Source organism: Terrisporobacter mayombei (genome assembly GCF_020748465.1).
Classification (GTDB): Bacteria; Bacillota; Clostridia; order Peptostreptococcales; family Peptostreptococcaceae; genus Terrisporobacter; species Terrisporobacter mayombei.
In genome coordinates this window covers 666871-688499 of sequence record NZ_JAHZMP010000002.1, presented here as the reverse complement: position 1 = coordinate 688499, position 21629 = coordinate 666871, and the positions used below count along the sequence as shown (strand labels likewise).

40 protein-coding genes and 1 pseudogene are annotated in these 21629 nt (G+C 28.5%); 5 read left to right on the top strand and 36 right to left on the bottom strand.

The annotated features are described in order from the left end of the window. Positions 1 to 8 precede the first annotated feature (8 nt). The 9 genes from K0039_RS09870 to K0039_RS09830 form a co-directional block, all read right to left on the bottom strand. On the bottom strand, positions 9 to 251 hold the full coding sequence (locus K0039_RS09870; protein WP_228104884.1) for a hypothetical protein: 243 nt from the start codon (positions 249 to 251) through the stop codon (positions 9 to 11). Further along, positions 252 to 545: a hypothetical protein gene (locus tag K0039_RS09865; protein ID WP_228104883.1), complete on the bottom strand. Its 294-nt coding sequence runs from the start codon at positions 543 to 545 to the stop codon at positions 252 to 254. Continuing rightward, positions 538 to 2106, bottom strand: coding sequence for a phage portal protein (locus K0039_RS09860; RefSeq protein ID WP_228104882.1), 1569 nt, complete (start codon positions 2104 to 2106; stop codon positions 538 to 540). The genes K0039_RS09865 and K0039_RS09860 overlap by 8 nt, the downstream gene beginning before the upstream one ends. Positions 2107 to 2117: 11 nt before the next feature. Beyond that, positions 2118 to 3497, bottom strand: coding sequence for a PBSX family phage terminase large subunit (locus K0039_RS09855; protein WP_228104881.1), 1380 nt, complete (start codon positions 3495 to 3497; stop codon positions 2118 to 2120). Further along, positions 3481 to 4359, bottom strand: a complete 879-nt coding sequence (locus K0039_RS09850) for a terminase small subunit (RefSeq protein ID WP_228104880.1) — start codon at positions 4357 to 4359, stop codon at positions 3481 to 3483. The genes K0039_RS09855 and K0039_RS09850 overlap by 17 nt, the downstream gene beginning before the upstream one ends. A 71-nt stretch (positions 4360 to 4430) precedes the next feature. Further along, positions 4431 to 4736, bottom strand: a complete 306-nt coding sequence (locus K0039_RS09845; RefSeq protein ID WP_228104879.1) for a hypothetical protein — start codon at positions 4734 to 4736, stop codon at positions 4431 to 4433. A gap of 84 nt (positions 4737 to 4820) precedes the next feature. Continuing rightward, a complete protein-coding gene (locus tag K0039_RS09840) occupies positions 4821 to 5453 on the bottom strand; it encodes a hypothetical protein (protein WP_228104878.1) in 633 nt (210 codons plus the stop codon). 70 nt (positions 5454 to 5523) lie between these two features. Further along, positions 5524 to 5820: a hypothetical protein gene (locus K0039_RS09835; protein WP_228104877.1), complete on the bottom strand. Its 297-nt coding sequence runs from the start codon at positions 5818 to 5820 to the stop codon at positions 5524 to 5526. Between the two features lie 27 nt (positions 5821 to 5847). Further along, positions 5848 to 6297 carry a hypothetical protein gene (locus tag K0039_RS09830; RefSeq protein ID WP_228104876.1) on the bottom strand — a complete coding sequence of 150 codons (450 nt, stop codon included), beginning with the start codon at positions 6295 to 6297 and terminating at the stop codon, positions 5848 to 5850. A gap of 944 nt (positions 6298 to 7241) precedes the next feature. On the opposite strand from K0039_RS09830, the gene K0039_RS09825 reads away from it, so the two are divergent. Continuing rightward, positions 7242 to 7472 carry a hypothetical protein gene (locus K0039_RS09825; protein WP_228104875.1) on the top strand — a complete coding sequence of 77 codons (231 nt, stop codon included), beginning with the start codon at positions 7242 to 7244 and terminating at the stop codon, positions 7470 to 7472. A 172-nt stretch (positions 7473 to 7644) separates the two neighbouring features. Here K0039_RS09825 and K0039_RS09820 read toward each other — a convergent pair whose 3' ends face one another. The 21 genes and pseudogenes from K0039_RS09820 to K0039_RS09725 form a co-directional block, all read right to left on the bottom strand. Continuing rightward, a complete protein-coding gene (locus K0039_RS09820; RefSeq protein WP_228104874.1) occupies positions 7645 to 8040 on the bottom strand; it encodes a hypothetical protein in 396 nt (131 codons plus the stop codon). A 62-nt stretch (positions 8041 to 8102) separates the two neighbouring features. Then, positions 8103 to 8219, bottom strand: a complete 117-nt coding sequence (locus tag K0039_RS09815) for a Spo0E family sporulation regulatory protein-aspartic acid phosphatase (protein WP_228104873.1) — start codon at positions 8217 to 8219, stop codon at positions 8103 to 8105. A gap of 429 nt (positions 8220 to 8648) precedes the next feature. After that, the gene (locus K0039_RS09810; protein WP_228104872.1) at positions 8649 to 8909 is read right to left on the bottom strand and encodes a MazG nucleotide pyrophosphohydrolase domain-containing protein; all 261 of its coding nucleotides are present in this window, start codon (positions 8907 to 8909) and stop codon (positions 8649 to 8651) included. Beyond that, complete coding sequence (locus K0039_RS09805; RefSeq protein ID WP_228104871.1) at positions 8902 to 9294, bottom strand: hypothetical protein; 393 nt, start codon at positions 9292 to 9294, stop codon at positions 8902 to 8904. The genes K0039_RS09810 and K0039_RS09805 overlap by 8 nt, the downstream gene beginning before the upstream one ends. A gap of 215 nt (positions 9295 to 9509) precedes the next feature. Further along, entirely contained in the window at positions 9510 to 10046 is a 537-nt protein-coding gene (locus tag K0039_RS09800; RefSeq protein WP_228104870.1) for a GNAT family N-acetyltransferase, read from the bottom strand. A 259-nt stretch (positions 10047 to 10305) separates the two neighbouring features. Further along, positions 10306 to 10464: pseudogene (locus K0039_RS09795) on the bottom strand (nucleoid-associated protein); the annotation flags it as partial. Then, complete coding sequence (locus K0039_RS09790) at positions 10451 to 10615, bottom strand: hypothetical protein (RefSeq protein ID WP_228104869.1); 165 nt, start codon at positions 10613 to 10615, stop codon at positions 10451 to 10453. The pseudogene K0039_RS09795 and the gene K0039_RS09790, both read right to left, overlap by 14 nt. Before the next feature lie 11 nt (positions 10616 to 10626). Beyond that, positions 10627 to 10746 carry a Spo0E family sporulation regulatory protein-aspartic acid phosphatase gene (locus tag K0039_RS09785; RefSeq protein WP_228104868.1) on the bottom strand — a complete coding sequence of 40 codons (120 nt, stop codon included), beginning with the start codon at positions 10744 to 10746 and terminating at the stop codon, positions 10627 to 10629. Positions 10747 to 10836: 90 nt separating this feature from the next. Next, positions 10837 to 11379 (bottom strand): sigma-70 family RNA polymerase sigma factor, encoded by a 543-nt coding sequence (locus K0039_RS09780; protein WP_309164882.1) that lies wholly within the window; start codon positions 11377 to 11379, stop codon positions 10837 to 10839. Between the two features lie 107 nt (positions 11380 to 11486). Then, the gene (locus tag K0039_RS09775) at positions 11487 to 12032 is read right to left on the bottom strand and encodes an HNH endonuclease signature motif containing protein (protein ID WP_228104867.1); all 546 of its coding nucleotides are present in this window, start codon (positions 12030 to 12032) and stop codon (positions 11487 to 11489) included. Then, complete coding sequence (locus K0039_RS09770) at positions 12001 to 12258, bottom strand: hypothetical protein (protein WP_228104866.1); 258 nt, start codon at positions 12256 to 12258, stop codon at positions 12001 to 12003. Before K0039_RS09770 ends, K0039_RS09775 begins: the two co-directional genes overlap by 32 nt. Before the next feature lie 4 nt (positions 12259 to 12262). Beyond that, positions 12263 to 12625, bottom strand: coding sequence for a VRR-NUC domain-containing protein (locus K0039_RS09765; RefSeq protein ID WP_228104865.1), 363 nt, complete (start codon positions 12623 to 12625; stop codon positions 12263 to 12265). Further along, complete coding sequence (locus tag K0039_RS21975) at positions 12615 to 12746, bottom strand: hypothetical protein (RefSeq protein ID WP_265589454.1); 132 nt, start codon at positions 12744 to 12746, stop codon at positions 12615 to 12617. Before K0039_RS21975 ends, K0039_RS09765 begins: the two co-directional genes overlap by 11 nt. Before the next feature lie 17 nt (positions 12747 to 12763). Beyond that, positions 12764 to 12946, bottom strand: coding sequence for a hypothetical protein (locus K0039_RS09760; protein WP_228104864.1), 183 nt, complete (start codon positions 12944 to 12946; stop codon positions 12764 to 12766). Between the two features lie 13 nt (positions 12947 to 12959). Next, entirely contained in the window at positions 12960 to 13292 is a 333-nt protein-coding gene (locus K0039_RS09755; protein ID WP_228104863.1) for a hypothetical protein, read from the bottom strand. Continuing rightward, entirely contained in the window at positions 13292 to 13465 is a 174-nt protein-coding gene (locus K0039_RS09750) for a hypothetical protein (protein WP_228104862.1), read from the bottom strand. Before K0039_RS09750 ends, K0039_RS09755 begins: the two co-directional genes overlap by 1 nt. Before the next feature lie 11 nt (positions 13466 to 13476). Continuing rightward, positions 13477 to 13995, bottom strand: a complete 519-nt coding sequence (locus tag K0039_RS09745) for a hypothetical protein (RefSeq protein WP_228104861.1) — start codon at positions 13993 to 13995, stop codon at positions 13477 to 13479. Between the two features lie 79 nt (positions 13996 to 14074). Further along, positions 14075 to 14968: a phage replisome organizer N-terminal domain-containing protein gene (locus K0039_RS09740; RefSeq protein WP_228104860.1), complete on the bottom strand. Its 894-nt coding sequence runs from the start codon at positions 14966 to 14968 to the stop codon at positions 14075 to 14077. A 50-nt stretch (positions 14969 to 15018) separates the two neighbouring features. Then, positions 15019 to 15936 carry a phage recombination protein Bet gene (bet, locus tag K0039_RS09735; protein WP_228104859.1) on the bottom strand — a complete coding sequence of 306 codons (918 nt, stop codon included), beginning with the start codon at positions 15934 to 15936 and terminating at the stop codon, positions 15019 to 15021. Further along, positions 15926 to 16240, bottom strand: a complete 315-nt coding sequence (locus K0039_RS09730) for a hypothetical protein (RefSeq protein WP_228104858.1) — start codon at positions 16238 to 16240, stop codon at positions 15926 to 15928. Before K0039_RS09730 ends, bet begins: the two co-directional genes overlap by 11 nt. A 99-nt stretch (positions 16241 to 16339) precedes the next feature. Continuing rightward, on the bottom strand, positions 16340 to 16630 hold the full coding sequence (locus tag K0039_RS09725) for a hypothetical protein (RefSeq protein ID WP_228104857.1): 291 nt from the start codon (positions 16628 to 16630) through the stop codon (positions 16340 to 16342). A gap of 86 nt (positions 16631 to 16716) precedes the next feature. Between K0039_RS09725 and K0039_RS09720 the strand changes: the two genes are divergently transcribed. After that, positions 16717 to 16941 (top strand): hypothetical protein, encoded by a 225-nt coding sequence (locus tag K0039_RS09720; protein ID WP_228104856.1) that lies wholly within the window; start codon positions 16717 to 16719, stop codon positions 16939 to 16941. Between the two features lie 49 nt (positions 16942 to 16990). On the opposite strand, the gene K0039_RS09715 is transcribed toward K0039_RS09720, so the two are convergent. The 6 genes from K0039_RS09715 to K0039_RS09690 all read right to left on the bottom strand — a co-directional run bounded on the left by K0039_RS09715 (position 16991) and on the right by K0039_RS09690 (position 19042). Next, positions 16991 to 17173, bottom strand: coding sequence for a hypothetical protein (locus tag K0039_RS09715; protein WP_228104855.1), 183 nt, complete (start codon positions 17171 to 17173; stop codon positions 16991 to 16993). Next, on the bottom strand, positions 17166 to 17924 hold the full coding sequence (locus K0039_RS09710; RefSeq protein ID WP_228104854.1) for a Rha family transcriptional regulator: 759 nt from the start codon (positions 17922 to 17924) through the stop codon (positions 17166 to 17168). The genes K0039_RS09715 and K0039_RS09710 overlap by 8 nt, the downstream gene beginning before the upstream one ends. A 2-nt stretch (positions 17925 to 17926) precedes the next feature. Further along, on the bottom strand, positions 17927 to 18259 hold the full coding sequence (locus K0039_RS09705; protein ID WP_228104853.1) for a hypothetical protein: 333 nt from the start codon (positions 18257 to 18259) through the stop codon (positions 17927 to 17929). Between the two features lie 9 nt (positions 18260 to 18268). Beyond that, positions 18269 to 18457, bottom strand: coding sequence for a hypothetical protein (locus K0039_RS09700; RefSeq protein ID WP_228104852.1), 189 nt, complete (start codon positions 18455 to 18457; stop codon positions 18269 to 18271). 78 nt (positions 18458 to 18535) lie between these two features. Beyond that, entirely contained in the window at positions 18536 to 18733 is a 198-nt protein-coding gene (locus K0039_RS09695) for a hypothetical protein (protein WP_228104851.1), read from the bottom strand. Positions 18734 to 18787: 54 nt separating this feature from the next. Continuing rightward, on the bottom strand, positions 18788 to 19042 hold the full coding sequence (locus K0039_RS09690; RefSeq protein WP_228104850.1) for a helix-turn-helix transcriptional regulator: 255 nt from the start codon (positions 19040 to 19042) through the stop codon (positions 18788 to 18790). A gap of 188 nt (positions 19043 to 19230) precedes the next feature. Here K0039_RS09690 and K0039_RS09685 point away from each other — a divergent pair, with 188 nt between their 5' ends. The 3 genes from K0039_RS09685 (at position 19231) to K0039_RS09675 (ending at position 21613) form a co-directional block, all read left to right on the top strand. Further along, positions 19231 to 19572, top strand: coding sequence for a helix-turn-helix domain-containing protein (locus K0039_RS09685; RefSeq protein ID WP_228104849.1), 342 nt, complete (start codon positions 19231 to 19233; stop codon positions 19570 to 19572). Between the two features lie 293 nt (positions 19573 to 19865). After that, a complete protein-coding gene (locus K0039_RS09680; RefSeq protein WP_228104848.1) occupies positions 19866 to 20099 on the top strand; it encodes a helix-turn-helix domain-containing protein in 234 nt (77 codons plus the stop codon). After that, the gene (locus K0039_RS09675; protein WP_228104847.1) at positions 20096 to 21613 is read left to right on the top strand and encodes a recombinase family protein; all 1518 of its coding nucleotides are present in this window, start codon (positions 20096 to 20098) and stop codon (positions 21611 to 21613) included. Before K0039_RS09680 ends, K0039_RS09675 begins: the two co-directional genes overlap by 4 nt. The last annotated feature ends 16 nt before the right edge of the window (positions 21614 to 21629 follow it).

Genomic DNA, 21629 nt, shown 5'->3' with positions numbered 1-21629 from the left:
TAATCCACCTACTCATTCAATATATTTTCTTTAACCCCATCTTTTACAACTTCCCTATCACAAGTTTCATTGATAATCATATTGAATCTATCATTATATTCCAGCCTTATGCTTTTATCTATTCTTTCATCTTCTAGAATGATTCTGTATTCTCTAAAAAACGCTTTAAATATATCTGTTTCAGTCATCTTAACAGTTAATGCAAGCTTTTCTTTTCCTTTGCCTTGTTCATATCCATTTGGTAATTTCATTTATATTCCTCCTAAATACTCTTTTTTAAGTTCTTGCTCTCTTATGCAATTCTTATTTTTAAGTATATGATAATCTCTAATAGATTCTTTATCGTTACAATCAAGTAGCATTTTATATCTTAAAGAAGCTGCTTCTTTCATATTTTTCCTAAGTTCTTCATCTGTGACAGTCATTATGTACTCTTCATAGCATTTTGGACATTTAAAATAAGTGATTTGTAAGTTATCTTTTTCTTTTGTATGAAGTTTTATTGTGAATTTTCTTCCACATTTATCGCAAATTGTTTTACTCATCTGTTTCATCTCCATTTTCATCAATAATATCTAAACCACTCATACTATTTTGAGTCATATTGATTTTATCCATTTCCTCTAGTATCTCATCAAACTCTTTATCTGCTTCTTGTGCATCTCCAAAGTCTCTAATATAAGATTGATGTGAGCGTACATTAGCTTCAACTTCTTTCATAGCTAATTCTTTTGTTTGTATTTCATCATCTGGAATAGGATAGTTATGTGAAAATTCTAATGAAGTATTAATATTTAAATCTTCAATGCCTTGTACATCTCTATAAAGATTTCCCTTATTAACTACTTCAGTTATTAAATCTATTAACCAACGTACAGCTTCATCCCATTCCTGCCACTTCTCTTCGCATCTACCTATTAAATCGTCATTCAACATTCTAAGTGCTTTACCACTTGCTACATTGACAAGTGATTCTGGTAACGGTTGGTCCATAAGTTCATACATATCCTTCTTAAGTCCTGTTAAATAACTGTCTGCTGCTACTTGAAAATTAAATGTAGAAGCTAATTTACCATATCCAGGAGTAGGAACACTTCCATCTGCTGTTCCTAATGCCGGGTCACCTTTTAAATCTATATAAGCACCTGGCGCTATTTTTATCCCTTCTATACTAGCAGGATCTGTGTTTGTAAAAACATCTTGTTCAAACATTTTAAATTTAAGTGCATCTCTATAATCTGATTGTGTCCTATTATAATCCATGGCAATATCAATTAAATCTTTTACGTCACTATGTCCTCTTACATCTCCTGTTAATCCGTCGTTGAATATTACCTTGCATGGTAACTGTGATAATCCAGTATCCCATTCTTCTTTTAATTCTTTTTTTGTAGTCTCGCCAGTTTCTTCATCCTCAGTTTCTACAAAAGCCTGAGTATCTACTCCGTCTACTATTTGATAAGTTGCCCAGCAGTTTCCATCGTCTCTTATTTCATATATCCATTTATGCCATCTTTGCTCTTGTTGTATTTTACCTATTGTACTTTCATCTTGATAAGCTATTTGTACTTTAATTAATTTTTCTGCATCATTTGGATCATATTCATAAGTAAATTCTGGCATAGTATAAAATCTAAACCTTATTGGTTTATCAGATAGAGGATTTCCTTTATCATCTACATCAGTTGTTAATGTGAGCATAACTCTCTTACCAATAGTACAATCTAAAAAAGCTTTGGAGAACTTATTCCAAAACTTACCGTCATTTAATATTTTATTTATTATAGCTTTTTTATTATCAACTCTTCCAACTTCCGTTCCATCTAATGATTTTATTAGAAAGTCAGGTTTAACTGCAGTCATAAATCTTTTTTGCTTTTTCATTAGCTTCTTAGTAATATTTCTTACCTCACGTGTAGGCTTATAGTCATCTGTTTTAACTCTCCATAATTGTCCTCGGCAATCTTCTTCGTCATCTTCACTTGATTCCGGTCGCCCTTCATAAAACTCATAATATTGTTTTACTTCTTGCAATTCTTCAATGAATCTTGGGTCTGTACTATATAAACCAAGTAATGATTTATCCATTTGTTTATATATGTCCACTCTCTCACCTCCTATTCTCTCGTACCCTTTCCACTAAATAGTTTTAATGCTCTATCTAAAGTTCTATGTATTTTTGAATCTGTCATAATTGCATACCTAATTTTATCCATAGCATGGTCATTAAGTTTTACAACCTCTTCTTTTCCTTTGTCTAACTTATCACTATCCCACACATATGAACTAAACTCTTCTATATCATAAGTACAGCTTGGGTCTAGTGTTAACTTATTTATATTAAGCAAATAAGATACTAACTGTATTCCTATCTCAACATTATTTTTTGCTGGTATTATTCTTATATTATGTCTACTGAACCATGTATCTTTTCTTAGTTCTACCATTAAAGCAGCAGCACTAGGGTCAATAGTAATGTATTCTGGAATTACCATGTTTTCTCGAATAAAGTTTTTCAAATCTGCCACATATTCTTTTACTGTCTTTTGTCCTTCTTCTCTACCATTATGATAGTAAGAAGCTATTTGATGATATCTCTTTTCTGGGGCATAATAACCAAATATACCAAAAGTGGTAGCATTTTGAATACCAAAGTCACCGGCTATAAATATTCTTGTCCAGTTTCTCTTTAATTCAACTGCATGAACTTCTGGATTAAACATTGGATATACTGCTCCATCCGCTACTGCCCATTGCCCAAGTATATATCTCAAATAGAATACACCTGCATACATACTCTTATATCTATTTTTAATCTTTTCAGGTAAGGACAGATTATCATCCATTGTAAAATGCAGATATAGTAAGTTTTTTTCTTTTGCCTTATCTATCCAGTTCTTTTTAAACCAATGAAAAGGTGCTCCAGGGTTACAGTTAAACCACCATTTACTGCCTTCAACTGAACAACGGCCAGTAGCTTGATTAACAAAACTTTCTGGCATTAATGCAACTTCATCAAAGAACATTCCAGCTAAAGTTATACCTTGGATTAAATCCTGTGATCTTTCATCTTTGCCACCAAATATATAAAAATAGTTAGTAGTATTGCCTTTACTAGCTACTAATAAATTATCTGCTCTTTTATCTTGTATTTGGTAGTTCCTAGCTTTTAACATTAGCTTAAGCCAAAATAAAACATTACGTCTAAATGAACCTATTGTTTTACCTGCCATACCGAAGTTCTGACCATTAAACTTAGACATCGCCCATATAGCGTAAGATAATGACATTGAAATAGTTTTACCACTCCTTATAGCTCCATCTGCTATAATTCCATCTTTATCTTTTACTGGACTATTATCATTCCACCAAGTCAATACTTGCTTTTGTTTTTTAGAGAATGGTTTAAATTTTATAGTAGCCTTCTTAACTGTATGAGTTTTATTATTTTTTATCTTGGACCATTTCTTTTTTAGATCATCAATCTTCTTCATCATCCCATACCTCTTTTGTTGTATCATCTAAAGCTTCTATAAATCCATCTTCTTCAACTTCTTCTTGAGTATTGTCTAACTTATTCATTTCAACTTCTAGCTTAAGCATTTCTAAATCAAGCTTAGCTTGAGTATGAGTAGGTAATAAGTCCGTTCTGTCTGATAGCCATTGTAAAGCTTTCATTTTATCTTGAAGTTTTATCTTTATTCCGTCTTTTCCTTCTGAAATTTCGCTTATAAGAGTTCCGTCCAGTTGAGTACTATCTTTTAGGACTACACTATTTTTTAGATATGGTCCAAACTCCCCTTCCACTTTCTCACTATTAAATTCTAAGAAATCAGTTATATCAGAGAAAGCTATATTCATATACTTTTGAAATAATCTTTTATTAAGTAGCTTAGAATTAATTTCTTGTTCTTGTAAGCATTCTTCAGTCAGTCTGTCTATTTCTAATTTTATGCCTTTATTTGCCTTCAATCTCCAACCATTTTTATGTGCAGTTTGATAATCACATTTATAAGCTTTCTGATAGGCTTTAGTAGCGTTAAAATCTTCTATATAATAAATACAGAAAAGCCTTTGTTTTTCAGTAAGTTCAGTATCTTCCAATACCGACTCAACTTCATCATTCGCAACTTGTTTTTCTGCCTTTTTTTTAGTTACTTTTTTATTTGAAGTACTCCGTTTGTTCTTTTGGAGTACTCCGTTTAATTTATCATTCCATTTATCTTTAGATTTCCATCCTGATATACTCTTCTCAGATATGCCAAGAATATTGGCTATTTCTCTATTTGTAATATTTCCATCGTTTTCTTTGTATATCTCAAAAGCTTTATCTCTATTAGGACTTCTTACTCTTGCCATATCACCACCTCGTTCATTCGTTTTGTAAATTTATACAATAAAAAACACTTACATTTATCTTGTAAGTGTTTTTATTTTATAAAGTATTTCTTTAATAAATCAACTTCATTAGTTAATTCAACATTATATTCTTTCGGTAAATTATTTATTGCATTTAAGTATTCTTCTTTATATTTATAAATATCAAATTGATTTTCTATCGCTTTTACTCCAAAGATTATCTTATATACAAATTCTATACCTTTATTATCACCATCAAAATCTTCATTTCCATATTTAATGTAATTATATAAACCTACTAAATTACAATTTAATAAGTGTTTATTGTCGAAAGCATCATCAATTAAATCAACTATTTCATTAATTATCTCTAACAATTTAGCCCTACCTTTCTAGTTTTATTTTAATAACTCATTACTTTCAATTAATTTTATATCTTCAAAAATATATTTTTTATCTATCTATTTAACTCTGCTATCATATTTTAATTCTATTTCTTCTTTTGATTTTGTTTCTTCTTTTGATTTTGTTTCTTTCTTTGATTCTATCCTTTCTTTGATTCTATCTATTATTTCTTTGATTCTATCTATTATTTCTTTGATTCTATCTATTATTTTGATTATATTTCTTTCTTCTGATTCTGTTTCTTCTTCTGATTTTGTTTCTTCTTCTGATTTTGTTTCTTCTTTTGATTCTATTTCTTTAACTACTTTTTTTAATATTACTATTTTCTTTTCTCTTAAGTTATTTATTGTATCAAGATATAAATTATAAAATTTGTATTGTTTTGCAAAAGAGGATATTAATACCGCTAAAACAACATACAATGCTAAATAAACAAGTATAGTGAAGTATTTGTAATCACCAAACATCCCGTTTATCATAGGTGATACTGTAAATATTATCAAAGATAAAAGAGATACTTTATCTATATCAATTATAAAATCTTTTAATATCTTTTCTAATATAACTCTATCTTCTTCACTCCTATAATAATAATCTTTAACTATTATCAAAATAGTATCTTTAACATCCTTTTTATGTGTTTCATTTATTAACTCTTTCATTTCTTCTTTATATGATTTACTTTCCATATTTTCTCTCCCTTTATAAAATGCAATAACTATACTTACATTCTACTTAATTCGAGGTTTTCCTTCTTTTTTATTCAAATATTTTAGGATTATCTTTTATGAACTGATATAATCCCGTGCTAATTTCTTCAACAATCATCTCTTCATCTTCAAGAATTAAATTTCTTTCATGTATAATTCCATGAAGTATCTCATGTATAAATGTTTCTTCTTGCTTTTGGTTTGCTCTATTAGTACTTATCTCTATAAATAAGTTTTCATAGTCTATAATTCCATTACAAACTTGATTATCTAATAATACTGGTTTATCTGTTCTTATAACTTGATATTCCATAGAACCTATTTTTACTTTATCCCTTATTTCCACAACATACCTCACAGTGCTATAATCATTTTATTTCTTCTTGCTATTTATATTTTTATTTCTATATTTCAATTTGTCCTTATCTCTTTTAGCTTCAATCAATTCCTCTACTAACTTTATATACTTAGTATCATCACTTACTCTAACGTGACTTTCTAGTAAATATAAGTTATTTGTTTTAGGTGCTTTCTTAATAATGCAATTATCAATTATAGTCTTGGCCATACTGAAACTTCTAAGATGTGTATGAGATTTTTCAAAAGGTCTTGTCGTATTATAAACTACATACCCTTTCTTGACTTGCAATATAATATATTCTTTTCTTGAATATACTTTCTTTGCACCATCAGTCTTATCAAAATTAGGTACAGATTTCATTAGATCATCATATCTATATAAATCTTCTGGCATCTCTGTAACCTCTGCTATTTTATTACCATCTATCCATTTTTTAGCCATATCAACACACCTTTCAAACATAATAAAAAGAGCAACTAAATTATTAGCTGCTCTCAAGGAGGAAATATCATGAGTAATTATTTTCTAAAAACAAGCACCTAAATTATTAAGTACCTGTTTTTAAAGAATAAAGAAAGCCTAGCGATGTTAGAACTAGGCTTTAAATTATAGGTTATACAATATATAGTGTTTATTGAAATAATTAAACTATTTGTTACTACTACTATTTTTAAGTAAATGTTAATCGTATTACCCTACGATTAATTTATATTTTTACAACTTAGGTGTTGGGTTTATTAGTTTTCCTTCTCAAGATTAATACGTATTAGTCAGCCTATGGATTCGAACCACAGTATAAGTTTTTAATATCATTCTTGTACTTCGATATGATTTAATTACTTACAATCCAATGCTAACATATTGAGGGAAGGCTTTACCGTACCTTTCCCTCGACAGAACTTAAATGGTATGAGAATTTAAGTCATTTCTTTTTTATCTAATCTTCCATAATACAATCATAGCACCATTTATAGTGTATTTTAGTGCACTCTTATTTAAATGAATTATTTTATTTAGTTAACTCAAAGTTATACCATAAGCATTTACTACTACATATAATATCTCTTATATCATTATGTATAGCATCATAAAAATCTTCAAATATACTTTCTCTTTCATAAGAAATTTCATTTCCTTTATGGTCGCTAATTGTTATTTTTCATTGTAATTCTCCTTAATATAAATCATCTTTTTAAATAAAAAGGCTATGTTAACTTATTCTGAAATAAATATCTTTAAGTTATTTTTTATGTAAAATTTTAACAATACACAACAAAATATTTCATTTTATCGTTATTATTATAGATATATATATCTATCTATCTATGGAAAGGATAACCGACTATTAAATATATATTTTCTGAAAAGTAAGAAGGTAAATAGTAAAATAGAGGGAGGGGTATTCATTGAAAAATATAAATAAAATTATAGTAATATTAGCTGCTCTTACGGGACTAGTATATATTTTTAATATCGAAAGAGATAAATCGCAGTTTTTTCTTTGGTTATTACTTGCACTAAATAGCACGATAAATTGCGTAGAATTGAAGAAAGAAAAACAAAATTATATATTATATGTTATTTCTGGTTTAATATTTTGGATTGTTGCTATTATCAATATAAATCATATTATATAGCTTTATAATAAACATATGATTTAAGTTTATCAAAATACTACAATCACATCTAATAATTCTTGGCAAATTATAAAAATAACCACATCTTATGTCAGTAAATTGACAATGCTAAGATATGGTTATTTTTACATGATAATAATCACTAACATAGCCAATAAAAATTATATTTCATCTATTTTATCTTAGCTAAAATTCTTCTATGAACTTTATGTATACCTTCCCAACTGTAATTAGTTTCTACACATACTTTTTCCCACTTGTGTCCTTCTAAATATCTAAGTCTCATTATATTTCTTTCTTTTGCATTATCTAATTTATCTATACACTTTTCTATTTTAATCTGCTGTTTAAATAACTTGTCCTGCTTTACATTGTATAACTCTATTAATTCTTCTATTTCTCCTAGTAATTCTCCTAATCTATCCTGCTCCGGTTCTGGTTTAGGCATATCATCGATTATCATTGATTTAATACTTGTCTTTTGGCTTTTTAGGTACTCTATCTTTTCTTCAATTATTTTTATTTCTCTTTTAGTTTCTATGTACTCTTTTAATTCCTCTTTTGTCATATATAATATTCCCTCCAGTCTAAACTAATCTATTTCAGTTATTTTCGTATTTTCCATACTCTCTATTTCATACGTTGATATATAAGTTTATCTATTAACTGCGATAATTGCAGAGTGTCATCTGTTAATCCATACTGTGCATATAAGTTGCTAAGTATTTCTTGTAATTCCTCTAACATTTAATCATCCCCCTATTTTCATATGATTATCTATTGATAATAGGGGACTAGAACTATACAGTTTTAATCCTCTATTCTGTTGTTATTTCTTATTATTTGAGTTAATTCTAGCTAATAGTTTCATTTAATCACCATCTCTTCTTGATATTTAAATATTCCTTTATTATCCCTATAGCTCTATGTATAAGCTATAAAATCGTTTATTCGGGACTAGTAAACAAATATCTGGTATCTCTTTTTTAATTCCCATTTTTTGTAATATTAAACCAACTTTTGTACTTCTTTTTCCTTCATTAACTATAATGAAAATAGTTCTTAATTCTGGATAGTAATTCTCTTACCATCTACACCAATTAGATCCATTGTATCTGGTTGTTTCGGTATTAAAAATATAACATTGCCTTCTTTAACTTTTCTCATATATTCCTCCTACAAATATTTTTCTATTTTCCAACCTCTGTTCTTAAGCTTCTCAATATGAATCTTTAAGCCTTCCTCTAACTTATCTGTCAATTCATATCTATTCAATATATTAATTACTACTTGAAACACGTCTAGAGCTTCCTCTATCATGTTGTCTTCATCATTATTTGCTATTGCATTTATAAACTCATGTGTTTCTTCTGTAAGCTTATCTACTTCTGTTGCTAATGAAATCTTGCTTATATCTAAAATAGGAAATTTATTCATTTATTCCTCTCCCTTCAAGCATCCTAGTGTAATTATCTATCTTATCAAGCATTCCTTTGTATTTAACAACTTGCTGGTTCAATCTGCATTCATTCTCTTCACGTTGCTTTATAACTTGTTCTAGCAGTTTTATCTTATTCTCCAAGTAATTATTAGATAGACTAAGTTCCTTATTTGCATCTAATACATTACATACACTGTTTTCTTTATTTTCTATATCCTTTTTTAATTTACCAATTTCATTCATTAATTTTATATTTGCATTTTTATAAGAATCTTTTGAATTCATAGACTTTATCGTTTCATCTTCATATTCTTCTTTTTTTCTTTTAAGCTTTTCATTCTCTGCTTTTAACTGGTTGATGTATTTTCTGTTATTAAACATAATTTATCTTTAGTAAGAGAGTGTATTGTAAGTACCAAACCCTTACTAAAGTTCATCTCCTTTCATTTTATACACTTTCAAGTGTATAACAAGTTATTAGCTCACATTGTCTTTGAATCATGCATTAAAAAATACCGAATATTCATTTTGAATAGTACGGTATTTTAATGTGTTATTATTTAGTTGTTAAGTTAAATATTAAAATTATAAAGTATTTAACTATTATGCTCTGAGTATTTCATAATTCTTTCTTTTAAAAATACGTTAAATACATTATATTCATCCTTAGATAAATCTCTATTAAAACTCATAATCTTTAGTTTATGACCTTTATAATCTTTTCTATATGGTGGATGAATATGTTCAAATTCTTGTAACTTAAATTCTAAGTTAGAATAAAATCTTAATCTTTTAATTGATATGTCATCTATCGGTGGGTCTATTTCCAAAATTATAGTTCCATTATTTTCACAAAAATCTTTCAAAATTCTAGACCCATAGTTTTTCCCTCTTAAACTAGGTGATATTGCTAAGTGCTCAATATATTTGAAAGTATCTAAATCCCAATATAATAGTATTCCAACTAATTCGTTATTTTCATGAACAACCATACAATTGTATTTATCATCTTTTAAAACATCTATTTGATTTTCTATAGTTCTTTGCTCAAATATAGGAAAACTTACTTTATATATATTCATTACATCATCAAAATAAATGCTATCATTAGATTTTATTCTTATAAACTCCACTACTATTTCCTCCTACAATTTATTCTACGACTTTAATTAGAGCTCATTATAACATATTCTCTACATTTGAACATTAATATTTTATATAGGTTGAAATTTAATTTGTTTAAAACACCGTACTATTCAATTTTCAAAGAACACTTTTATTAATTAGTTAGCAATATAGTCAGACTGTGTAATGACTAAATACTTTTAATCTTATCTAAATTATCTCTTAGTCTTTTATTTTCATCTTTAAGTCCTTCCATCTCAACTAATTGAATACTGCTTTTCTTAGATCTGTATCTTTTGATATGCTCTTTATTGTCTTTTGAAAGAAATTACCTATTTCTAAACTAACCTTTCCTTCAAAATCATTTAAGATTGGATTCTCACTATTTCTATCTAAAACATGAACTATGTATTTATTTATTATCATTTGTATTCCCTCCATTTTTTAACTTATCTGATATTTCAAATAAAGTTAGTGTAATTGTAATCAACATTACCATTTCTAATGTTTTTGTATTATCTATTAATAAACTGCCTATTAGACATAAAATAATCGTTAAGTATTGTATCCCTCTCATTTGTATACCTCCTAATATTTCATTTCTTGATATATAAGTTTATCTAGTACTTGGCTTAATCTTAGAGTGTCGTCTGTTAAGCCATACTGTGCATATAAGTTGCTAAGTATTTCTTTTAACTCCTCTAACATTTAATCACCTCTATATTTATTATTAATTGATTCTTGATTGAGAATAGAGAATTAAGACTATAGCAGTTTAATCCTCTATTCTGTTGTTATTTAACTACATTTAAGATATTCTTCTTGAATTATCTTTCTCAAACTTGATATTCTCTGATTCATACTTCCTAATTGAATGTTTAACATATTAGCTATTTCTTTTTGCTTGTATCCTTGTATAAGCATGTTACATATTTTCTTATTACTATCATCTAAACTTTCTATAAAATCTAATAAATCAATACTACCTTCTTCGCTTTTAACACTTGCTATATCTATAAATTCTCTTTCTTCTTTTGACCTTTCAAGTACTATATTTTTCTTGTGTATATATATATTATTTTCTGCAGATTCTTTCTTCTGTTGATTATGAATATATCTAGACATCTTACCCCATATCCATCTATGAGCATATGTAGAAAATTGATATCCTAGTTCTTTATCAAATTTTTCTCTAGCTCTTATTAATCCCAGCATACCTTCATGTATTAATTCTTGTTTTTTTATTTCTTCTTCATAGATCATCCAACTTTTAAAATGTTTCCACGCTGCATCAATTATAAGTCCCATGTGCTTCTCTATAAAAATACTATTTTCATCCACTCTTAACACTCCTTTATTTCTTATTAGTTGCTCTAATTCTTGCAAGTATAATCACTATATCTAATATCAATACTGCTATTACTGTGTAGATTAATATTTTCATTTAATCACCTTCTCTTAACTTCACTTATTTGAATAATAAGCTTTGCAATATTAAGTCCTGTAATCGTAAGTTCTTTATTATCATGTATTAAGTTATACTGATTCATTATTAGTAATTCTCTATTACTAACTAATATTAAATTATCTAAAGATACATTTAATTTATTTTTATCTGCAAATAGTAAATAATGTCCTTTTGGAATTTTACCATTTGCTTTTTCATAAATCATTCTATGCTTGTGTTCCCATATATTGGGATGTGCAACTTTTACTATTACATATCCATCCCTATTTGTTGACTCACTCCCAATCTCCGCTGAATTTTTCAAATGGCCTTTTTTAAATCCACCATCTAAGCCAGTTTTTATCCCTAAATCATAAGCTTTTTTCCTTAGTTGTTCTGGTTTAAATTCATAACCAAACTTATTTATCATTAGTTTAGCTATATCTCTATAATGTCTACCTTCTATAATTGACTTAAAATATTCTTCCTCATCCTTAGTCCATCTATGCCTTTTACTACTTACTTTTGGGAGACTCCTTACTTGCATTTAGCATTGGAGGTATATTATCATTTTCTGTTATCCCATATTCATTTTGCATATTTTTTACTTTTAAAACTAGGTTTCCACCATTTATAATTTGACTTGCTACTTTGGCCATTGCATTAGCTCTGTCTATTTCTTCTTTTAGATTTCCTCCAACTATACTTTCATCATTAAGTCTTTCCATTTGTTCAAATAAGTGATTATTCAAATCTGCTAGTGTATTTTTCAAAGTATCATCCCCTTATCCCTAAGTAATTTTTTATAACCGCAATTGCTTCTTCACTACTCCAGCAAACTTCACATCTATAACCTACCACTGATAACCTCTTAATCCAATCATCTTGATTTTCAGTAGGTTTATTCTTACCCCACTTCATTTCTATATATAATCCATGATAAAAACTGTTTGGATAAGCTAGATTTAAATCCGGCACTCCACTTTTTACTCCTTGTAATTTTAAATTCTTTGCTTCTATCTTATTTCTATAGCCTCCATTTGGAATTGCATAAATCAATTTTAAGGCTGGATATACATTCTCTTGCATTTTGCACCAACTTATGACTATTGCCTGCTCCTGTGCTTCTCTACTTTTCATACTTCTCAATCTCCTGTTTCCTAACTTCCTCTTGTGCTTTTTTAATAGCATTTATGTAAGTTTCACCATTCTGTACGTAAACTTTCGCAAGTTCTAATATTTTTTCTGTATCTTCACTCATTTATTTAACCTTTATAACTATAAATTTTTTATTACATCTATAACTTCTTCCGCTTCACTAATTAATTCTTTTATTTCACCCTTTAAATCTCCTAAGTCTGATATGCTTTCCATTATGTCTCCACTTTCTATTTTGCTTTCTAAACTATCCAATGCATTGTTAATCCATCTTATTTGATTTTCAAATCCGTTTATTGACACTTTCTATTCCTCCTTACAAAATATCCATTAAAACATCTTCTATTTCTTCTAAGAACCTATCCATCTCTATTTCTTCATCATCTAAATACATTTCTAATCCATATACTGAATTTAATCTACTATAAATCATTCTTGCTATATTTGTATAATCAGTACCTTTTATTGTCTTACCATTAAGAGGTACTATAAGATCCTTACATTCTCCGTTAAGAACCTTAAATCCAGTTCTAGTAACTAACAACTTACTTCCTTTAGGTAATATTTCTATGTCTCCACTAACCATTCTTTTCATCTTTTGTTCTGTATCAGTCTTGATAATTTGTCCTAATCTATAAGTATCTTTCATTATCTCTTCTCCTCATAACTATATATTTTTACTTCTTCTTTAACTCTTCCAGATACACAATTGCCACATTCTCTGCATTGACTTACTACTCCAATTCTAGGTACATGGATATATATCATAGTTCCTCCGCAGTTAATGCAGCTATGTTCTTTCCCTCCTAATATCTTCTTCATAAGTTTCACTCCTATTTTATTCTTTGTATGGTTAAGCCCTTGTACTGTATTTCGTTAGAATTATAATATCTGAAATGATTTACAATATTTTGCGCTTTGTATCCGTGTTCTTCACAAAACTCTTTAATACATGAATATACTTCTGTTGTACCTGCATATTCATTTATAACTTTAATTGGATGTAAGTTAGAAATATGATTGTTATTTTTATTTTTGTACTGTTCGATTTTTCTTCGAACTATATCATCATATTTACTATTTGCTTCATTGACTTTTATCATCTGTGCTTCTGTTAATATGCCTTTTTTCCTATCTTCATCTATTCGCTGCATTGCCTTGTCTGCTTCTTCGCTATTTTCTAATCCTTGCAAATAGTAACTCATTTTGTGGTTATGATTTATATCTAATATGCATTCTGCTAATCTAAGATAATTTATAAGTGTTGGATCTTCTATTACTTCTATATTGACGTGCTTTGATTTCTCTAAAAGATTTGACATTCTGACTAGTTGCCTACTTTTGCCACTCATAATAATCTCCCCTCTTATGGCCCAAGGGAAATAAATCCCCCGGAATAATTTATTTTAATCTGTACATAATACTAATAGCTTAACGCTCCTTGTTACATTTGAATCTGTAGTACTTAACCTTATCAGCAATGATAAGGTTATTTGGTTTTTCTAAGAGTTCCTGTTCCCACACTGTCGCTAAATTTTCTAATGATGTTGCATATCTTATTTGATAATCTTCCTTAATTGCTTTTAAAAGATAACCAACTTTATTTTCTATATTCTTAGCATCTACTGCTAAAATCAATTTTTCTGATAAATAATATAGGTCCTTATTAATTTTTAAAAATTCATCTGCAATAGTGTTTAAATCTTTTTCATTTAAATAAGGAAAATATATACTAATCAAACCAACAACATCTTTTCTTTCTATATCTTGTTGTTGCTCTAGTTCTGTCTTTATCTCTGTCTCTAAATCTATATCTGTCTCTTGTTCTTCTCTTCTCTGTTCTGTCTCTTCTCTAGGACCGTTACATTCGTTACTGTAACAGTCTGTAACGTTACTATTTGTTACATCAGTGTTACAATGTAACAAATCAACATCATCTTCCTTATTTTCTAATAATTTCTTTTTTTCTCTATGTTTTCTAACTCTTTCAGTGCTTGAGCTTTCTGAACCCATATTTTCAACTGCTTCTGGAAGTAAAAATGTGTTATCAACTGTTTCTTCTATTAGATTATTCTTTTGTAAAAACATTAAGGTAACTTTTACATTTTCAATATCTTCATCTATTTCAAGGGCTAATTCTTCAGCAAAGCTATTTTCAACACCTTCATATTCTAATAGCCCATCACTTTGCAGACTTAATAGTTGCATTTTAAGATAAATAATTGTGAATGTATCACCACCAGCTATTTGTCTTAACTTCTTTATTCTTTTCTCTCTGAAGAAATTCTCTTTAAGTCTCATCCAGTAATATCTCTTTTTAGCCATATATATCACCTGCCTTTGTCTTTTGCTAATAGAAGGGAATTTAATCCCTCCTATAATAAACCAACTTGTCCTTCTATATTTTCTTCTGTACTTTCAGTTACTTCTGTAAATTCTACATCTTGAGCTTCTTCTTCAATATTTGTATTTCCTTTTGGATCATATTCTATTAATAGTTGTAATACTTCTCCTGCTTCTTCAAACTTAAGATTTTTCAAGTCATATCCGTTCGAAGTACAGAAATATTCAAGTTCTTTTGTATTTTTCATATCATTAAAATTAAACAGTCCTTTTTGTTTTGCCATAGACATGATTTTATTTTTTTGTTCTGATGATGCCATCCCTGGTTCTATAGGCTTCTGTGGTAATTTTCCATCTATGCCCATTTCCTCTTGCTGATACAATCCTCTAAGCTCATTTGGAAAAGCTTCTCTTAATGCTTGAGACTGTGCAACTTTTCTAATCATTGTTCCGGGTTTACTAGACCACATACTATTAACTTCGCCATTACCTTTCTTTTGAACATATTCATCATAAGCAACTATTGCTTTTGTAGGAACTTTCCTATCACTTCTATATACTTCACACCATCCACCGACAATTGTTTCGTCTGGTAATTTAAGAGAGCCTTCTCTTTCGTGTATTTGATTTTCTTTATCTACAACAACTATTCCGGCTTTCATTCCCTCAAATGCTGAATTTTCATTTGCCTTTTTTATAAAGAAGTCTTTACCTACTATTATTGTTGCTGGTGTATCAAATTGTGGATTTTTGCTTTTATATTTAATTAAATAAGCATCTCTTTCAAAAGGATTCATTCCTTTAGCTTTGCATAACTCTACAAACATTAGAACCTCTTGGTCTGATACATTTCCACCACCACTTACTAAATAATTTTTAACCGTATCAGCTGTAAGCACTTGCCCTCCTTCTAATTTGAATTCCGCTAATTGTAATGCATTATTGCTCATTAGTTTCACTCTCCTTCTTCAATGATTCTTGTTTTATATAATCTCTATAAGCACTTATATATGCCCTGTCATATTCATCTATTATCTCTTGTGATGCTTCAAATTCATTAATGTACTCTTCTAATTCTTCTATAGGTTTATAACTTTCTAAACAATCTTTAGCACCGTCTAAGTAGCCATATTTAGAATCTACTGCGCAAGTATGAGTTGACATCATCTGCGCACAAAACAATTTATTTTCAAAACAATCTTCTGATTGTCTTATAGCTCTATCTGCAAATCTAAACAAATCTTGCATTTTCATATTCTAAAATCACACCTTCTTTGGTATAATATAATAAAAGTAATTTTCTGATTGCTTAACTTTTTCTTTAAATAGGACCTATTGGCGTAGGTTCTATTTTTATATATAAGCTTCATATCTTTTTTCTCTTAGATCTTCTTCTGCTTCTTCAAAATTTCTAACTTCTTCTTGCTTGAGTAAATCTATATCTAATAATATTTCTTCTAAAAAATCTGCTTGTTTAGTATAATCTTCTAATCTAACTTTGAACTCTGTATATTTTATGATTTCTTCTTTGTTTCTTTGTAGCATTGCATCCTTGCCTTTTTCTGCTACGTATGCTGCATTTCTAAGATTGTTCATTTTATTTTGTATTTTTTCAATTACAACATCTTGATTTGACCATTCCATGTTAAACCTCCTTATTTACTTATAAAGCATAAATTGTTTTCTCACGCATAACTTATATTAAGTTAATAACCAAAGGTGGCGATTTTATGAAAAACTACTGTTTCAACAACTTTGTAGATGCCCACGGCAGATATGAAATTCATGTCGAAGGTTGTCCTTACCTACCGTATTCTTTAAGTAGAACTTATATTGGCTCTTTCTCTAACTGCGATGAAGCCCTACAGAGAGCAAAATACCAGCATCCACTTAAATCATTTGTTTGTTGTAAGTCGTGCTGTAAGTCGTGTTCTAGATCATGTCATAGATGTTAATTCTATATCAATAGACTAAAGCAATTTTTGGTCTATTGATTAATATTTTTTACTCATTAGTTGCACCTGCCTTTAATAATCTATTTGCAACTTTTCCATAAAAACTCATAATTTGTAAAAATTCATCTTCTGTCAATGCCTTTCCTATTGTTTGTGTAACTTCTAATAGGTCTCTAACTTGAACAACTGAAATATTATTTTTTAGCTCTATCATTTCTTCATTTCTATTCATTAGTAATACACTCCATTTCGTCTATTTTAACTTGTCCATTTGCACCTTGAATTGCATATTGAAGCATCAGATTAGGCTTCCATTTTTCTATATAATTAAGTGCTTTGTCATAATTCTTAAGAGATATATTTTTATAACTATTCACTTTGAATGCTCCTTTTATATCTCTGTAAAGTTCTGAAAATAACTTCTTGCTTAGTTTCTTATAAGCTTCTGAATGTTTACCTTCTAATAAATGAACTGCTCTTGTATTTACTGCTGTTCTTAAGTTTTCTGCTAGCTCATAATCAACAGTCATCTTTTCTTCTATCGCTCCAACCCTACTTTTAATTACTTGCTGCTTTCTGTCTATCATGAATATTGCCTGTAATTCCTTTGAAGCATTTTCTAGTGGATTTTCTACCATTTCATTAAATCTTTCTACATATTTAGCTGTAAATAATATCCCTTTTTCACCGGTCATTTTGTTAGCTAACATGTCACACCCAAGTTTAGTGCATTCATAACATTTATAAGTTTTGTTATTTCCTTCAACTTTGTAAGTGCTTTCAATGAAGTATTTTGAAACTCCCATTTGGGCTTTTCTTAAAGTTGGTATTATACCTGCTCTATCTTCATCTCCTTCTACCATTCTTATTACTTTAGAATGTCTTGTTTCCATCATTTCTGCTACTTCATAACTAGGTATTGTTTGTACTGCTTGTCCTTCATTATTCTCCATAACTTTGTAACTTTGATATAAATCTCCCATTTCTATTCCCCTTTCAACTCTTGTAAATAAACATCTGTATATCCATCATCATCTGCTTTAATAGTTCTCATATGATTACAAATAACATTATTATGTATTCCTCTATGTGATGTTTCGCCAATTGGTAATACAATTCCAAATCCTTCTAAATCAATTCCTTGTGTTGCTCTTAATTCACAATAACTGCTTACATAAGAAGCTATTTTAGTATCTTCTGAATCTAAGTTCCAAAATACACTTTCCCAGTTTGTTAATTCTTCTTCTGTAGCGATGTTTTCATCTATTTCGATAACAAACTCTTTTTCTATTGTTACTTTAGCTTTAAACCTTCTCATAATTACCACCTACTCACTTATAACAATTAGCTTTTGACAATTTCCAAAGCTCTGTGTTTCGTCGAAGTATCTCATTTGGATTATATTTACACCTTTATCTTCAAGATGTTTTAATTCTTTTGTGATATCTCTATCTGTTTTGTATCTAGTTACCTCTTTAGTGCTGTCTGATTTGATTTTTACTAACATGCTTTTCATTATTTACTCCCCCTTTTCATTTATCTTTTGTTTATCAATTTGAACAACTCTTCGTGTGTCATGTTTGGAAATATATCACTAAGTACTTTTAGTTGTTCCAGAGTTATCTTGATTTTCATTTGTATTTTTTAACCCCCTTTGATACTCATAAAGGCAAAGGTTGTATGCTGCCTGTGCAAAATCTTTTAATACTTTATTCTGCTGCTCTTCTGTTTGATTAGTCGCAAATGTAATGGTTACTTTAGACACTTCATCTTCCCTATAAATTTGCTTCATACAATCACCCCTAATTATATTTATGCTGTTAATATTTTGTCCTATAGCTATAAATTAGCTATTTTCAACCTCTCTAACCGGACATACTATAAAAGTATTCTTTAAGTTGACTCTCTCTGTAAAAAAAATATCATCTATGCTTAAGTTGAATAACCCTGCTATTTGTTTAGCTTCAGTTACAGTAAAGTCACTTTTACCAGTTTCTTTATTGCAATAGGTTGTTCTTTGAATGCCTAAATAATCTGCCATATATTGTTGGTCAAAACCTCTTTCTGACCTTAATGATCTTAATTTATTTCTTAATGTCAATTATGCCACCTCCTTTAGTATTCTTATGGAATACTTGTTATACTTTAATGATAGTCAACTTTAAGAATACTGTCAACTATATTTTCAACTTTTTTTGAAAAAGTATTCATTTTTTTATACTTTTTTTCATATAATTTTAAATTAGTCAACTTTAAGGTATAATATTCATAAGGATGGTGTTGATAATAATGTTGGGTGATAATATAAGAGAAAACAGAGAAAAACTAGGAATAAATCAAGTTGAATTGGCTAAGTTAATGGGAGTATCAAAACAAACAGTATCTAACTGGGAGAATGATAATAGAATCCCTCCTACTCAAACATTAGATAAATTAGCTGATATATTTAACGTTACTACAGATAGTTTATTAGGTAGAAGTGAAGATTTAAAATTAGACAATACTTATATCGATATTGAAAATGATGAAGATTATGCTGTAGCTAAAGAAATAAGTAAACTAGATGTAGAAGATAAAGAGTTTATAAAACAAATGATAAAAAAACTAAACAAAAATAAACAAGAGAAATAAGTTGATTAACCTATTTCTCTTAATTTTTGTACTAATTTAATTATTGTTTCGTAAGCTTCTATATCATTTTCTTTAAGTTTTTTTAAATCTTGCATTATTACTAGCGTTTCTTCTTCCACCCCAATACCCCCTATTTATATTTATACTTATATTTTAGCGAATATATGTTCTATGTTCGATATAAAAATACAAACATTTAATCTATTGAACTTCTATTTATATTATAAAGCAAAAAATATAACTGGCAGTTATATTTTCCAACAAATTAATACAATTTTTTTAAAAGGGAAAACGTGATTAGAAGAAAAAGACTAAAAATGCATATTACGCAAAATGAATTAGCGGAAATGATAGGAGTTACTCAAGCTTATATTTCTAAAATAGAAAATGATAAGTTTGTAAATGTAACCCTTATTGAAATAATAAAAATTAGCAAAGCATTACAATTGAAAGAGCTAGAAGTATGTAAATACTTTTTAGAGAAGCACAATGATATTTATATAGAAATTGAGGGGGAATTATCATGAAAACCTGTATCTACTTAAGAAAGAGTAGGCAAGATGAAGAAATAGAAAAAAAAGAAAATACAGATACTCTAGCAAGGCATAGAGGTACTCTTCTTGCTATAGCTAAAAAGCAGCATCTAGATATTATTGAAGTAAAAGAGGAAATTGTTTCTGGGGGAAGTATAAGTTCAAGACCTAAAATGTTAGAGTTGCTAGAAGAAGTTAAAAATAATAATTACGATGCAGTGTTATGTATAGACCTCGATAGATTAGGCCGTGGAGGTATGCAGGACCAAGGGCTTATACTAGATACTTTTAAAGAAAGTAATACTCTTATCATTACGCCAGATAAAACCTATAATTTAAACAATGATCTAGATGAAGAAATGACAGAATTCAAATCATTCTTTGCTCGTAGGGAACTTAAAATGATAACCAAGAGAATGCAAAAAGGGCGCGAAAAATCGGTTGAAGAAGGAAAATTCATAGCTTCTACTGCTCCTTTTGGATATAAATTTGAATATACAAAAGAAGGAAATAAAATACTTGTTATAGATGAAAAAAAAGCAGTTATAGTAAAAAACATATTCGATATGTATTTAAATGGTAATGGTGCTTATAAAATAAAGGTGTGGCTAGATAGTATAGGAGTTAAAACAAATAACAATATATCTTTTTCTGAACAAACTATAAGAAGAATGTTAAAAAATGAAATATATGCAGGCTACGTTAGTTGGAATAACTATTTAAGAAGAGGAACTAAGACTATTAAGCAGAAAAATAAAGATAAAATAATTTATGCTAAAGGCAAGCATGAAGCAATTGTATCTGAAGAAGTATTTAATAAAGCTAATGAAATAATTTCTAGCAGAAATACAACAAGTGTAACTAGTAACAAAGAATTAACTAATCCTTTAGCTTCTATTGTCAAATGTTCTTGTTGTGGTCGGGTTATGACTTGTAATTATGCCACTTATAAAGACGGTTACGTGCAATTTCTAAGATGTAAATCATGCAACCAAAATAGAGGTGCAAGACTTGATGTATTAGAAGAAAAAATTTTAGAAAATCTAAAGGATATTTTAGAACATTTTGAACAACAAATATTATCTAATACAGTTGAAAATAAAAATAATGATAGGGTGAATAATTTAAAACATACTTTATCACTCTTGGAAAAAGAATCGCTAGAAATAAATAAGCAAAAGAATAACCTTCATGACTTTTTAGAAAGAGGAGTCTATGATATAGACACTTATCTTGAAAGAACACAAATACTATCTAAGAAAAGTGATGAAAATAAAAAAGCTATAAAAAATACAATTGAGTTAATAGAAAATGAAAAAACTATAAATATTAATTATAATGATCTAGTTCCTAATTTAAAAACTGTACTAGAAAACTATAATAAAACTAATGATGTGAAATTGAAAAACTTTTTATTGAAAACAGTAATAGATGAAATTATTTATTACAAAGAAAAAGGTAAAAGGACTGCTAAGTTCGAAATAGAGATAAAATTGAAGGTAAAATAACTGTTATAGTCATACA